This is a genomic window from Kitasatospora sp. NPDC092948 (assembly GCF_044754805.1).
Lineage (GTDB): Bacteria > Actinomycetota > Actinomycetes > Streptomycetales > Streptomycetaceae > Kitasatospora.
The window spans coordinates 260,637-274,782 of sequence record NZ_JBIVPU010000009.1 but is presented as its reverse complement, the minus strand read 5'-3'; the positions used below and the strand labels follow the sequence as shown (position 1 = coordinate 274,782).

Sequence of the window (14,146 nt, the reverse complement as noted above, 5' to 3'; positions counted from 1 at the left end):
TTCAAGGAACTTACCGTCTAGTAAGTTCGCGGCCGAGTCCCTACCCTGGGCGGACCCTCACCCACCCAAGGGAGTCCGCCGATGGCACACCCCCTCGCCCGGGCCGCCCGCGCCGAGCATCTCCGCGACCGCGCGCCCGTCGAAGTCCTGCGCGCCGACGGCCGGGTCGTCGAGGCCCGCACTCCGCACCTGGTCCCGCCGCCGGACGCCGGGAGCCTCGCCGACCTGCCCTTCCGCAACGCCGAACAGGCCCCGGACGCCGAGGTGCTGACCAGGCGCCGGCCGGACGGCGGCTGGCAGCAGGTGACGGCCCGGCAGTTCGCCGAGGAGGTGGCGGCCACCGCCCGCGGACTGATCGCCGCCGGGGTGCGGCCCGGTGGGCGGATCGTCCTGATGTCGCGCACCCGCTACGAGTGGACGCTGCTGGACTTCGCGGCCTGGGCGGCCGGCGCGTCCCTGGTCCCGGTGTACCCGACGTCCTCGATCGAGCAGGCCGAGTGGATCGTCCGCGACTCCGGCGCGGTGCTGGCGGTCGCGGAGGACGCCGACACCGCCGAGGCGCTGACCGTGGCGATCGCCCGCACCGGCGGCGCCGTCCCGCTGTGGCGGCTGGACGAGGACGCCGTCACCGCCCTCGGCGAGCTCGGAAAGGCCGTCCCCGCCGGGGAGTTGGAGCAGCGGCGCGCGGCGCTCGGCCCGGACAGCGAGGCCACCCTGATCTACACCTCCGGCACCACCGGACGCCCCAAGGGCTGCCTGCTCACCCACGGCAACTTCCTCACCGAGGCGGCGAACTGCCACGCCATGCTGGAGCCGGTGTTCACCGCGGCCACCGGCGAGACTCCGTCCACCCTGCTGTTCCTGCCGCTGGCGCACGTGCTGGGCCGGATGATCCAGGTGACGTGCGTCTTCGGCCGGATCCGGTTCGGCCACAGCCCGTCCCTGAAGCCCGACGAACTCCGGCCCGACCTGGCCGCGTTCGGTGCCACCTTCCTGGTCGGCGTGCCCTACCTGTTCGAGAAGATCCACCAGTTGGGGCGGGCCGAGGCGCAGGCGAAGGGCGCGGTGCGGGTCTTCGACCGGGCGGCCGGGATCGCGGTGCGCTACGCCCGCGCCGAACTGGCCGCGCTGGCCGGCGAGGGCAGCCCCGCGCCGCTCTCGCTGCGTCTCGCGCACGGCCTGTACGACGCCCTGGTGTACCGCAGGGTGCGGCAGGCGATGGGCGGCCGGATCCGGTACGCGATCAGCGGCGGCTCGTCGATAGATCCGGAGCTGCTGCTGTTCTTCGCCGGCGCGGGCGTGCTGGTCTACGAGGGCTACGGGCTGACCGAGACCACCGGCCCGTCCACCGTGAACCCGCCGCTGCGGCCCCGCCCGGGCACCGTCGGACCGCCGGTGCCGGGCAGCGCGGTGCGGATCGCCGCGGACGGCGAGGTGTTCCTGAGCGGGGGCCAGATCTTCGACGGCTACTACGAGTTGGGGGCGGAGAGACCCGGGCGCGAGCAGTGGTTCGCCACCGGCGACCTGGGGCGGCTGGACGAGGACGGCTACCTGACCATCACCGGCCGCAAGAAGGAGATCCTGGTGACCTCCGGCGGCAAGAACGTCTCCCCCGGCCCGCTGGAGGACCGGCTGCGCGCCCACCCGCTGATCAGCCAGGCGCTGGTGGTCGGCAACGGCCGCTCGTACGTGGGTGCGCTGCTCACCCTGGACCCGGAGGCGGTGGAGCAGTTCCTCCGGATGCGCCCGCCGAACACCAGCGCCACCGCCACCGCCGGGACGGACCCGGCGGCCGCCGGGATGACCAGCGCGATCCCGGTGCACCACGCCGTGCTGGCCTCGCTCGCCGAGGCGGTGAAGGCCGTCAACTCGACCGTCTCGCGCGCCGAGTCGATCCGCCGGGTGCGCGTGGTGGGCGGCGACTTCACCGAGGAACGCGGCCTGCTCACCCCGTCGTTGAAGGTCCGCCGGCAGGCCGTCTGCACCGCCTACCGGCGCGACATCGAGCAGTTGTACAGCTGACGGGCCGTGTTCAGCTGACGGGCCGTGTTCGGCCGACGTGCCGCGTTCGGCCGGCGAGCCGTGTACAGCCGATGGCGCCCGACACACCTGCGGCCCCCGCTCCGTGAGGAACGAGGGCCGCAAGTCATCGACTCGGACGGTCAGTTGCGCGGGCCGGACCCGGTGGAGCCGCGCATCACCAGCTCCGGCTGGAACATGAACTCGGAGCGCTGCGCCGGGTTTCCGCCGACCTCCTCCAGCAGGGCGTCGACGGCGGCGGTGGCCATCGCCTCGACCGGCTGGCGCACCGTGGTCAGCGGCGGCTCGGTGAACGCGATCAGCGGCGAGTCGTCGAACCCGACCACCGAGACGTCCTGCGGCACCGACAGGCCCCGCTGGCGCACCGCGCGGATCGCACCGAGCGCCATCATGTCCGAGCCGCAGACGATCGCGGTGCAGCCCTTGTCGAGCAGCGCCTGGGCGGCCGCATGCCCGCCCTCCACGCTGAACAGGGTGTGGTGGATCAGCTCGGCGGCCTGCTCGGCGGTGCGCCCGGTGAGCTGCTGGAGCGCGGCGGTGAAGCCCTCGATCTTGCGCAGCACGGGGACGAACCGCTTCTGACCGACCGCCAGCCCGATCCGGTCGTGGCCGAGTTCGACCAGGTGCTGGACGGCCATCCACATCGCGGCCCGGTCGTCCGGGGAGATGAACGGCGCGGCGATCTTCTCGCTGTAGCCGTTGATCAGCACGAACGGGACCTGACGGCCCGACAGCTTGGCGTACCGGTCGTGGTCGGCGGTGGTGTCGGCGTGCAGTCCGGAGACGAACACGATGCCGGCCACCCCGCGTTCCACCAGCATCTCCACCAGTTCGTCCTCGGTGGAGCCGCCCGGGGTCTGGGTGCACAGCACCGGCGTGTAGCCGTGCCGGCTGAGCACCTGTTCGATGACCTGGGCGAGCGCGGGGAAGATCGGGTTGCTGAGCTCCGGGGTGATCAGACCGATCAGCCCGGCGCTGCGCTGGCGCAGCCGGGTGGGACGCTCGTAGCCGAGCACGTCCAGCGCGGCCAGCACCGTCTGTCGGGTGGTCGCGGAGACGCCCGCCTTACCGTTGAGTACGCGGCTGACGGTGGCTTCACTGACCCCCGCCTGCGCCGCGATGTCGGAGAGTCGCGCCGTAGTCACGATCCCAGAGCCTACTGCGGCCACCTCAGACCGCCCACCATGCGGTGCTGTCGGCCGGCAGTTCGACGTCCTCCGCCTCCGTCACGACGGCGGAGGAGAGCAGCAGACGGCCGGGCGCCGGGATGCCGACGCTCTCGCCGGTGGTGTTCACGGTGCACACGAACGACCCTTCGGCCGACTCGCGACGGAACATCAGCAGGCCCTCGGGGGCGGCCAGCCACTCGACGTCGGCGCCGGCGCCGAGCGCGGGCTGCTCGCGGCGCACGGCCAGCGCGGCGCGGTACAGCTCCAGCGTCGAGGTCGGGTCACCGGTCTGGACCTCTACCGACAGCTCGGCCCAACTGGCGGGCTGCGGCAGCCAGCTCGGGCCACCGGCCACCGGGCCGAAGCCGTACGGGGCCTCGGTGCCGGACCACGGGATCGGCACCCGGCAGCCGTCGCGGTAGCCGTCCTGGCCGGCCTGCCGGAAGAACGACGGGTCCTGGCGGACCTCGTCGGGCAGGTCGGTGACGTCCGGCAGGCCGAGCTCCTCGCCCTGGTAGATGTACGCGGAGCCGGGCAGCGCGAGCATCAGCAGGGTGGCGGCGCGGGCCCGGCGCAGGCCGAGTTCGCGGTCGCCGGCGGTGCGGATCTGGGTGCCCAGGCCGGGCGGGTTGGCGAACCGGGTGGCGTGCCGGGTGACGTCGTGGTTGGACAGCACCCAGGTGGTGGGGGCCTGCACCGGGCGCATCGAGTCGAGCGAGAGGTCGATCACCTCGCGCAGCTTGCCGGCGTCCCAATCGGTGCCCAGGTACTGGAAGTTGAACGCCTGGTGCAGCTCGTCGGGGCGGACGTAGTTGGCGGTCCGCTGGACGGTCGGGGTCCAGGCCTCGGCGACGCCGATCCGGTCGCCGGGGTACTCGTCGAGGATCTTGCGCCAGCTGCGGTAGATGGCGTGCACGCCGTCCTGGTCGAAGAACGGCATGACGTCGTTGCCGAGCAGCTTCAGCTGGTCGTGGCCGCCGAGGTCGGGCAGGCCGGGGGCCTTGACCAGGCCGTGGGCGACGTCGATCCGGAAGCCGTCGACGCCCATGTCGAGCCAGAACCGCAGGATGGAGCGGAACTCGTCGGCGACCGCGGGGCTGTCCCAGTTGAAGTCGGGCTGCTCCGGGGCGAACAGGTGCAGGTACCACTCGCCGAGGGTGCCGTCGGGGTTGGCGCTGCGGGTCCAGGCCGGGCCGCCGAAGATGGACTCCCAGTCGTTGGGCGGGAGTTCGCCGTTCTCGCCCTTGCCGGGGCGGAAGTGGTAGCGCTCGCGCAGCGGCGTGCCGGGGCCTTCGCGCAGCGCCCGCTGGAACCACTCGTGCTGGTCCGAGGAGTGGTTGGGGACCAGGTCGACGATGATCCGCAGGCCCAGGTCGTGGGCGTCGCGGATCAGCCCGTCGGCGTCCAGCAGGGTGCCGAACATCGGGTCGACGGCACGGTAGTCGGCGACGTCGTAGCCGGCGTCGGCCTGCGGGGAGGCGTAGAACGGCGAGAGCCACACCGCGTCCACGCCGAGGTCGCGCAGGTAGGGCAGGCGGCTGCGGATGCCGGGCAGGTCGCCCATGCCGTCCCCGTTGCCGTCGGCGAAACTGCGCGGGTACACCTGGTAGATGACCGCGTCCCGCCACCAGCCGCCTCTGGAGGCCCCGGTGGTCGCAGCAGTCGTCCGAGCGGCGGGAACGGCGGCGGGCCGGGAGGCGTCGGCCAGGTTCTGGGTCATTGGACAGTCATCCCTTGGGTGCTGTGGAAGGTGACGGAGGTTCAGGACTTGGCCGCGCCGGCCGTCAGGCCGGTCACCAGGTGGCGCTGCACCAGGTAGAAGACGACCGCGGCGGGGATCGCGATGAGCACCGAGGTGGCGGCCATCAGCTGCCACTGGTGGTCGTGCTCGCTGACGAACGAGGCCAGGCCGACCGCCAGGGTGTACTTGCTGGACGAGAGCATGAAGGTGGAGGCGTAGGCGACCTCGCCCCAGGCGGTCAGGAAGGAGTAGAACGCGGCCACCGCCAGGCCCGGGCGGGCCAGCGGCAGGATCAGCCGCCAGAAGGTGCCGAACGGGGACAGCCCGTCGACCCGGCCGGCCTCGTCGATCTCCACCGGGATGGTGTCGAAGTAGCCCTTCAGCAGCCAGGCGCAGTACGGCACGGTGGTGGCGGAGTAGACCAGCACCAGACCGGTGTAGCTGTCCAGCATCTGCAGGCTGGACAGGATGTAGTACATCGGCACGATCAGCACCGCGATCGGGAACATCTGGGTGACCAGCAGGATCCACATCAGCTGGCGGTGCCCGGGGAAGCGCATCCGGGAGACCGCGTAGCCGGTGGAGGCGGCGATCAGCACGCCGAACAGCGTGGTGCCGCCGGCCACGATCGCCGAACTGCCGAACCAACTGAGGAAGTTGGTGTCGCTGAGCACTCGGCCGTAGTTGGCGAAGGTGGCCTTGTCCATGATCTTCGCCGGGTGCAGGTAGTCCATGTCGTCCGGACCCAGCGAGATGTACGCGATGTACAGCACCGGGAACAGCGCGATCAGGCTGGCGATGATCAGGGTGCCGTGCGAGAGCACGGAGGCCAGCCGGGAGGACTCGCCGCGCGGACGGGCCTTGACGGCTCGTTCTGCGGGTGCCGGGTCGGCGGCGGGGCGGTCGGCGGTGAGGGTCATGGGGCTACCTGCCTGGTCGTGGTCCTTGGGCTGCGGCTCGGTGGCGGCGCTCATCCGTTGGCCTTCTCGTTCCGGGCCAGCCAGCGGCGGTAGAAGGTGGTGAAGACGATCAGGATGGAGAGCAGCAGGATTCCGTAGGTCGCGGACTGCGCGTAGTCCTTGGGCTGCTGGCCGAAGCCGAGGCGGTAGGCCCAGGTGACCAGGATCTGCGCGTCGGGGGCGCCGGAGCCGAACAGCAGGTAGATGACGGCGAACTGGTTGAAGGTCCAGATCACGCCGAGCAGCACGACGGTGGACGAGACAGTCCGCAGGCCCGGCAGGGTGACGTAGCGGAACCGCTGCCAGGCGCTGGCGCCGTCCATCTCGGCGGCCTCGTACAGCTCGGCCGGGATCGACTGGAGCCCGCCGAGCAGCGAGATCATCATGAACGGCACGCCGACCCAGGTGTTGACCATGATCGCGGCGCACTTCTGCGCGAACGGCTCGGACAGCCAGCCGGGTTCGGGCAGGTGGAGCATCGACAGCAGGCCGTTGACGGCGCCGCCGTCGGCGAGCATCAGCCGCCAGGAGAAGACGGTGACGAAGGTCGGCACCGCCCAGGGCAGCACCAGCACCAGCCGGTACAGGCTGCGGCCGCGCATCTTGCGGTTGAGCAGCATCGCCAGGCCCAGACCGATGCTGTAGTGCAGGACCACGCAGATCACGGTCCAGATGACGGTCCAGATGAAGTGCGACCAGAACCGGTCGTAGGCGGTCGGCCCCCACAGCACGTCCGCGTAGTTGTCCAGGCCGACGAAGTCGAAACTGTCGGGTATGTGGTTGACGCCGATCTGGCGGCCCACGTTGAGGCTGGTGGCGTTGGTCAGGGTCAGGTAGAACCCGCGCACCAGCGGGTAGCCCACCAGCACCCCGAGGACGACCACGACGGGCGCGACCATCGCGTACGCGTACCAGTACTTCGAGTACGACAGCCTGATGCGCTGAACGACCGCAACTGCCATGGATTGACACCTTCTCCGGGAGGTCCGCCGCCTGCCTCGGCGACTGGTGCTGTGGGTCTGACGGAGCGCGCCCGGCCCACCGTCAGGTGTGGGCCGGGCGAGCTGGTTCCGACTTACTTGGCGAAGTCCGGCAGGAGCTTCGCGTAGTCGGTGGCGGTGGCGTCCAGGCCGGCCTTGGTGTCGGACTGGCCCTGGACGATCTTGCCGAGGTTGGTGCCGAAGGAGCCGAACAGCGAGGCGTACTCGGGCAGTTCGGGGCGCGGCTGGGCGGAGGTCAGGATCGCCTGGAAGTCGGCGATGCCCGGGTTGGCCTTGACCTCGGCGGTGTAGGCGTCGCTGCGGGTCGGCAGGGTGCCGTTCTTCAGCGCGAGGAAGGTCTGGCTCTCGGCGGAGGTCAGGAACGCGGCGAGCTTCTCGGCGGCGGCCTTGTGGGCGGCGTCGGAGCCGGCGTAGACCGAGACGTTGTGGCCACCGGTCGGGGCGCCGCCCTTGCCGGCGGAGCCGTTCGGGACGGCCGCGATGCCGAGGTTCTTCTTGTCGGCGAAGGCGGAGCCCTTGTAGACGTTGGTGACCTCCCACGGGCCCTGGATGATCGCCGCGACCTTGCCGCTGTTGAAGGCGTCCATCATGTGCGCGTAGGCGTCGGTGGTGACGTCGGCCTTCACGGTGCCGGGGGCGGTGAACATCGACTTGTAGGTCTCGATGGCCTTGACCGCTTCCGCCGAGTTGACGGTGATCTTCTTGCCGGCGGCGTCCACCATGTTGGTGCCCTCGCCGTACAGGAACGGCATGGCGTAGTAGCCGTCGGCGGCCTTCAGCCAGAAGCCGTCCACGCCCGCCTTGTCCTTCAGCTGGGCGGCGTCGGTCTTCAGCTCGTCCCAGGTGGTCGGCGCGGCGGTGATGCCGGCCTTGGCGAACAGCTCCTTGTTGTACATCAGGGCGAGGGTGTCGGTGACCAGCGGCACGCCGTAGGTCTTGCCCGAGAACTTGGCCTGCTGGATCAGCGAGGGCTGGAAGACGGAGGCGTCGGTCAGCGCCGGGGTGCCGTCCAGCGGCTCCAGGTAGCCGGCCTTGGCGAAGGCGGAGGTCCAGCCGACCTCGGAGCGGAAGGCGTCCGGCGCGCCCTTGGCGCCCATCGCGGTCTCGAGCTTGTTCTGCGCCTGGTCGAACGGCACGTTCTCGAAGTTGACCTTGATGTTCGGGTTGGCGGCCTCGAACTTCTTGACCAGCTCCTGGTAGTTCGGCGCCTCGTTGGTGGCGTTCGAGGTGTCCCAGTAGGTGATGGTGACCGGTCCGTCGCCCTTGGCGTCCGAGCCGGAGCCGCTGCTGCCGCACGCTGCAAGGGTGACCGCAAGAGCCGCAACGAGAGCGGAGGCCGCGATACCACGCCGCATGGAAACTCCTTGAAAGATGAGGGTGCCCGAGTGGGGGAGGACCGCGCATAATGGCTGTCCCGGGCCGACTGCGCCGTTGCAGGCCGTCGGGCTTGAGCAGGAACGTAACAGCGGGGCGCGCACGCCTGAAAGTCCTTGCAGCAAGTTTCCGCAAGATGACGGTGATCGTTACATCGACGTGTCCTTAGAGTTGCCGCCGCGCGTCTTGACCATCCGTGGCCTTGCGGAAACTCCTTGCAGCCACACCCCCGCCGAGCAGCGGAAAGAGGGCCCCGGGAAGCTCCCGGGGCCCTCTTTCGGTGCGCTGCTGCGGTCAGCCGGCGGTGCCCAGCCGCAACACCGTGCTGGAGCGGAACTCCTGCCCCGGCCGCAGCTCGGTCGACGGGTAGGACGGCTGGTGCGGCGAGTCCGGGTGGTGCTGGGTCTCCAGCGCGACGCCCGCGAACGGGCCGTACGCCGTCCCGGACGGGCCGGTGACGCTGCCGTCGAAGCCGTTCGCGGTGTACACCTGCAGGCCCGGCTCGGTGGTCAGCACCTCCAGGGTCCGCCCGCTGCCCGGGTCGGCCAGCAGCGCCGCCCGCACCGGCGGCCCGTCCGCGGGGCGCTCGCGCAGCACCCAGTTGTGGTCGTAGCCGTGCGAGAGCTTCAGCTGCGGATGCCCCTCCGCGAGGCCCTCGGCGATCGTCCGGGCGGCGGTGAAGTCGAACCCGGTGCCCGCCACCGGCTCGAACGGGCCGTACGGGACCTGCCGTTCGTCGACCGGCGTGAAGGCGTCCGCGTCGATGGTCAGCAGGTGGCCGCGCACGTCGCCGCGGCCCTCGCCGGCCAGGTTGAAGTAGGCGTGGTTGGTGAGGTTGACCACCGTGGGCCTGGTGGTGACGGCCCGGTAGGAGATCGTCAGGTCGGCGCCGTCCAGCGTGAAGTCCGTCCAGACGTCCAGCGCACCGGGGAAGCCCTGGTCGCCGTCCGGGGAGTGCAGGTGCATCCGCACCCCGCCGGGGATCTCCTCGGCGTCCCACACCCGGTGCGAGAAGGAGTCGGGGCCGCCGTGCAGGGTGACGCCGTGTCCGGTCGGCAGCAGCGGGTGGTCCTCGCCGTCCAGGGTGATCCGGCTGTCGGCGATCCGGTTGGCGTACCGGCCGACGGTGACGCCGTAGTGCTTGGCCGGGCCGAGCAGGGCGCCGACGTCCTCGGTGGTCAGCAGCACCTGGGCGGGCGTGCCGGTGCGGTCCGGCGCGGTCAGGGTGTGCAGCGCCGCGCCGAGCGTGATGACGGAGGCCTCGATCCGGTCGGAGCGCAGCGTCCACCGCTCCAGCCCCATCCCGGCCCCGGACAGGTCGTACGGTGCCCGGTGCACCTCGGTGGGCCGGTCCGACACGGTCATGGGGCTGCTCCTCGGTTCGTGATCACCCTGTTCGGCCAGCGTAGCCCGCCCCGGCGGGCGGGTCGGTGACCCGCTCCCGCGCGCCGGGGCGGCCTTCGCCCGGTCGGACCGTCGGCCTGTCGGACCGTCGGTTCGTCAGCTTGTCGGAGCGTCAGCCGGGCTGCCCGGGGCGGTCGACGGGAATCCCGAGGGCGTCGGCGAGGCCCTCCGGCCCGGTGCCGAGCTTGCGGTGGACGGCGGCCAGCCGCTGCTTGACCACCGACACCGGCAGCTTCAGCTGTTCGGCGATCCGCTGCGGCGGCAGGGCCAGCACCGCCAGTTCGGCGACCTCCAGCTCCTGCGGGTTGAGGGTGACCCTGGCGGGCACCAGCGCCCGGCTGGGCTGAAGACCGGACGCCGAGAGCACGTTGCGGGCCCGCACCTCCAGGCCGTCGGCGCCGCAGTGCTTGGCCAACTCCATTCCCTGGTACAGGTGTTCCGCGGCCTCCAGGCTGCGGCCGACCTGCACCAGGGCGGCCCCGAGGTCGACCAGCGCATGCGCGTGCTCATAACTGGCCGGGGAACGGCCGAGCAGCGCGACCGCCTCCTGGAGCAGTTCGACGGCGCGCGGGCCCTCCCACACGCTGGCGGCCAGCCGCAGCGCGCTGCCGATCGCCGACGGCGAACCGGACTCCCGGGCCCGGGCGACCGCGTCGTCGCCGTTCTTCCGGGCGGACGGCAGATCCCGGCGGGCCATCGCCACCGCCAGGTGGCCGGCCCACGGGGCGTGCACGGTGGAGCGCCAGCCGCGCTTGTCCAGCCGCATGCCGGTCTCGGCGAGCACCTCGACCGCCATGTCGTAGTCGCCGCGGGAGATCAGCAGCTTGCCGTAGATGGTGGCGACGTCGGGCAGCACCAGCGCGGTCTGGTGGTACGGCGGCGAGAAGCGGTACTTCTGCGCGATCTCCCAGGCCTCCCGGTCGCGGCCGCGGGCCAGCAGGGTGTCGATCAGCGAGCCGACCAGGTTCCACTGCAGCGGCAGGCCAGTGCCCATCCGGTCGGCGATCCGCAGGCCCCGGCGCAGGAAGTCCTCGGCCTCCGGCAGGAAGCCGCGGCGCAGCCGGGCGAAGCCCATCAGGAAGTAGGCGAAGCCGCGGTGCGCGCCGCTCCACCCGGCGATCTCGAACTCCAGGATGGCGGAGCTGAACAGCTTCTCGGCGCGGGCGATCTCGTCGTTGTAGGCGAAGCACAGGCCGAGCAGCGCGGGCAGTTCGAAGTTCCAGGTGGTGTTGGTCCAGCCGAGGCTGCGCGGCAGCCGGCCCAGCACCAGGGCGTCCTCGGCGGCCCGCAGCGCCTCGGCGGTGGGGCCGCCCTTGAGGGCGAGGTCCCAGGCGTGCAGGGCGCGCACCGGCCGGGACGCCTCGCTCTCCTCCTCGACCTGGGCGGCGAGCGCGGTGACCCGGTCGGCCCGCTCGGGGCCGTTGTCCTCGTCCCGCTGGAGGGCGGTGTACAGCAGGTGGGCGGTCATCAGCCGGACCCTGCCGAGGCCTTCGGCAGTGTTCTCCGCCTCGGTCAGGCAGAGCCGGGCGGCTCCGGTCAGGTCGCCGCCGTGGGCGATCACCTCGGACAGCCGGAACACCGCCTCGACCCGCAGGTCGGGGCTGAGGCCGTCCTCGATGTCGAGTGCGCGGCGCAGCTGGTTGGCGGTCGCGTCGGGGTCGGTGAGCAGGGCGGCGCTGCCGAGTTCGTACAGCACCTCGGCCCGGTCGTCCTCGTCCGGCGGCTCGGCCAGGGCGCGTTCCAGGCAGCGGCGGGCGGCTTCGGGGGCGCCGATGGCGAGGTTCTCGGCGGCGGCCCGGCGCAGTTTGCGGACCATCCGGTCGTCGCCCTCGCCGGGGTGGGTCTCCAGCAGGTGCCGGGAGGCGGCGAGCAGCGAGCCGCCCCGGTCCTCGATCGCGGTGGCGGCGACGCCGTGCATGCCGGTGCGGGTGGCTTCCGGGATCGACTGGTAGATCGAGGTGGCGATCAGCGGGTGGACGAATTCGAGCTTGCCGTTGGGCTGGCTGGTGAGCACCCGCAGCCGGCGCAGCTCGCGGACCGACTGGGCGGCCTGCGCCGGGCCCTGGGCGCAGATGGTGGCGGCCAGTTCCTCGTTGATCTCGGTGCCGATCAGGGCGGCGGCCCAGGCGAACTGGATGATGGTCGGGCCGAGTTTGTCGAGCCAGTAGTCGCGGCCCTGACCGCGGGCGGCCGCGGCGAGGTCGCGCAGCCGGGGCGAGTTCTCCTCGACGGGTTCGAGGTTCTGGTCGCGCACCTCGCGCAGCAGGGCGACGGTGTCGTACGGGGCTCCGGCGGTGACGGCCCACACCTGGCGGCAGAACGCGTCGTCGGCATCGGAGAACTCGGTGTGCACGATCTCGGCGATCGACAGCGGGTTGAGCGGGTGCAGTTCGTGGCGGCGCTCGGCGCGTTCCTGGATCTGCAGGACGAGCGGGCGGGCCGCCTCGTCGAACTCGTGGCGGTAGGCGAAGACCAGCAGCACCGGGAGTTCGCGGGCGCGTACCGCGAACGAGGCCAGCCAGGCCAGCGACTCCTGGTCGACCGCGTGCAGGTCGTCGATCACCACGACCAACGGGGCGCGCCGGGGCGCGAGTTGGGTGATGACGAAGTCGAGGCCGTCGTGCACGCCCTGCGGGTCGATCCGCTCGACCTCGTCGGACGGCGGGGCCAGGCCGACGGCCGGCGCGACGATGTTGTACCAGTTGCCGAACACCTCGGTGCGCTCGTCCTGGTCGAGGTCGCCGAGGACGGGCAGCAGCAACTGCCGCAGGACGCGGAACGGTTCCTTCTTCTGCCGTTCGCTGCCCCGGGCGAACAGCACGGTGGGGTCCTTGCGGGCTCCGGCGATCCGGCGGACCTGTTCGAGCATGGTGGTCTTGCCCATCCCGGGCGGCCCGGAGAACAGCAGCAGTTCACCGATCTTGGTGCCGCCGGCGGCGAACTCCCGGCACAGCTTGTCCACGGCCTGTTCGGCGGACTGGAGTTCACTGTCGCGTTCCCACAGCCGCTGCCTGGCTGCTCCCTCACCGGCCGCCGATTCCTGCGGCCCGCTCTGCTCTTCGGCCACGTCCGTCCTTCCGACTCGCCTCTCCCGCACTCCGTTTCCGACCATAGCGCCGTCAAGGGCCGCGCGGGCCGCGTTCCCGCAGGCGGTGGACCCGAAGGGTGGTCGGATCACCTGGTCAGAGCCAAGTGCCGTACCGGACAAGGCCTCTGATGGAGCGTTAGGATTAACTCTTTCCGGTTTCTCAGGTGTATTCGATCTTTGCTGGGGAAGACCGACGCCGGGCGCGAGCCCGAACCGACGTGACACACCAGCACATCAGGCCGCTCTGGAGAAACATTGGCTGCCATACCCCCGCTCTTCTGCCCCATCCCCTCGTCCCTGCACCCCGCGCACGAGGCCGTCGGCAAGAGCACCGAACTCTGGCTCGACGCCATGGGCTTCAGCCACGACGCGGAACGCCGCCGCCGCCTCCTGGCCATCGGCGCACACGAATTCGTCTGCCGGATCGCCAGGGACGCCGAGGGCATCACCGGGCTGGAACTGGTCTCGCAGTGGTTGTGCAGCATGTTGACGCTGGACGACGAGTGGGACACCGGCAGACTGAGCCGGGACCCGTCCCGTGTACTCACGATAGCAGCCACATTACTGGCCGTTATCAATTCCACGCCTTCCCATCCGGAGGAGTCGGACATCTACGTCGCGTCGGTGCGCGACGTGTTCCGCCGGGCCCGGGACTGGGCCCCCGCGGTGGCCGTGAAGCGGTGGGCGGACAGCCAGTTGGAGTCCTTCATGGGCGCCGCCGCCGTCACCGCCTTCCGGGCCCAGGGCCGGCCGATGACGCTGTCCGAGTACCTGACGATAGGTCCGCTGGACCGCGGCAGCCGCTCCTGCATCGAGATCATCGAGGTCTGCGAGCGCACCGCCGTCCCGCAGTCCCAGTTGGACTCGCCGCGGGTGCACGCCCTCACCGAGGCCGCCAAGTTCCTGGTGCTGGTCGCCGCCGACGTCTACTCGTACAAACGCGAGGACAGCCAGGGCGCCCTGGAGAGCAACATCGTCGACTCGCTGGAACGACATCTGGGCTGCAGCCGCGACCAGGCCCTGCTGGAGGCCGCCGCGCTGCACGACCGCACGATGTGCCTGTTCCTCCGCCTGTCGGACCGCGCCGGCCGCCGCGCCGGGCCCGAACTGAGGCGCTACATCCAGCAGTTGTCCAACCTGGTGAGCGGAAACCTGGAGTGGGGATTCACCTCCGCCCGCTACACCCCCCGCGTACCGGGCGTCGTCCCGGTCGCCGAGCGCGCCGAGCGCCCCGCCGACGGCCGGCTCACGCCGCCGCCCTATCCCGAGATCGCCTGGTGGTGGGAGCAGCTCTGGTGACGGCCCGCTGACGGTCCGACAGCCGCACCGCGCCTCCCCGAACGGGGCGCGAATCCGCGCATCGGGACATC

The 14,146-nt window shown here is 71.3% G+C and carries 9 protein-coding genes; 2 read left to right on the top strand and 7 right to left on the bottom strand.

Annotated features, from left to right (window positions below; all coding sequences use genetic code 11):
- Positions 1-81 precede the first annotated feature (81 nt).
- Complete coding sequence (locus ACIQF6_RS25475) at positions 82-2,022, top strand: AMP-dependent synthetase/ligase (RefSeq protein WP_400898823.1); 1,941 nt, start codon at positions 82-84, stop codon at positions 2,020-2,022.
- Between the two features lie 140 nt (positions 2,023-2,162).
- Here ACIQF6_RS25475 and ACIQF6_RS25470 read toward each other — a convergent pair whose 3' ends face one another.
- The 7 genes from ACIQF6_RS25470 to ACIQF6_RS25440 form a co-directional block, all read right to left on the bottom strand.
- Positions 2,163-3,185, bottom strand: a complete 1,023-nt coding sequence (locus ACIQF6_RS25470; protein WP_400898821.1) for a LacI family DNA-binding transcriptional regulator — start codon at positions 3,183-3,185, stop codon at positions 2,163-2,165.
- 25 nt (positions 3,186-3,210) lie between these two features.
- Positions 3,211-4,929 (bottom strand): glycoside hydrolase family 13 protein, encoded by a 1,719-nt coding sequence (locus ACIQF6_RS25465; protein ID WP_400898819.1) that lies wholly within the window; start codon positions 4,927-4,929, stop codon positions 3,211-3,213.
- A gap of 41 nt (positions 4,930-4,970) precedes the next feature.
- Positions 4,971-5,870, bottom strand: a complete 900-nt coding sequence (locus tag ACIQF6_RS25460; protein ID WP_400898876.1) for a sugar ABC transporter permease — start codon at positions 5,868-5,870, stop codon at positions 4,971-4,973.
- A 50-nt stretch (positions 5,871-5,920) separates the two neighbouring features.
- The gene (locus ACIQF6_RS25455) at positions 5,921-6,871 is read right to left on the bottom strand and encodes a carbohydrate ABC transporter permease (RefSeq protein WP_400898817.1); all 951 of its coding nucleotides are present in this window, start codon (positions 6,869-6,871) and stop codon (positions 5,921-5,923) included.
- Positions 6,872-6,984: 113 nt separating this feature from the next.
- A complete protein-coding gene (locus tag ACIQF6_RS25450) occupies positions 6,985-8,265 on the bottom strand; it encodes an extracellular solute-binding protein (RefSeq protein ID WP_400898815.1) in 1,281 nt (426 codons plus the stop codon).
- Positions 8,266-8,578: 313 nt separating this feature from the next.
- A complete protein-coding gene (locus ACIQF6_RS25445; RefSeq protein WP_400898813.1) occupies positions 8,579-9,649 on the bottom strand; it encodes an aldose epimerase family protein in 1,071 nt (356 codons plus the stop codon).
- Between the two features lie 151 nt (positions 9,650-9,800).
- Positions 9,801-12,755 (bottom strand): ATP-binding protein, encoded by a 2,955-nt coding sequence (locus ACIQF6_RS25440; protein WP_400898811.1) that lies wholly within the window; start codon positions 12,753-12,755, stop codon positions 9,801-9,803.
- A 276-nt stretch (positions 12,756-13,031) separates the two neighbouring features.
- Between ACIQF6_RS25440 and ACIQF6_RS25435 the strand changes: the two genes are divergently transcribed.
- Positions 13,032-14,075 (top strand): terpene synthase family protein, encoded by a 1,044-nt coding sequence (locus tag ACIQF6_RS25435; protein ID WP_400898809.1) that lies wholly within the window; start codon positions 13,032-13,034, stop codon positions 14,073-14,075.
- Positions 14,076-14,146: the final 71 nt, after the last annotated feature.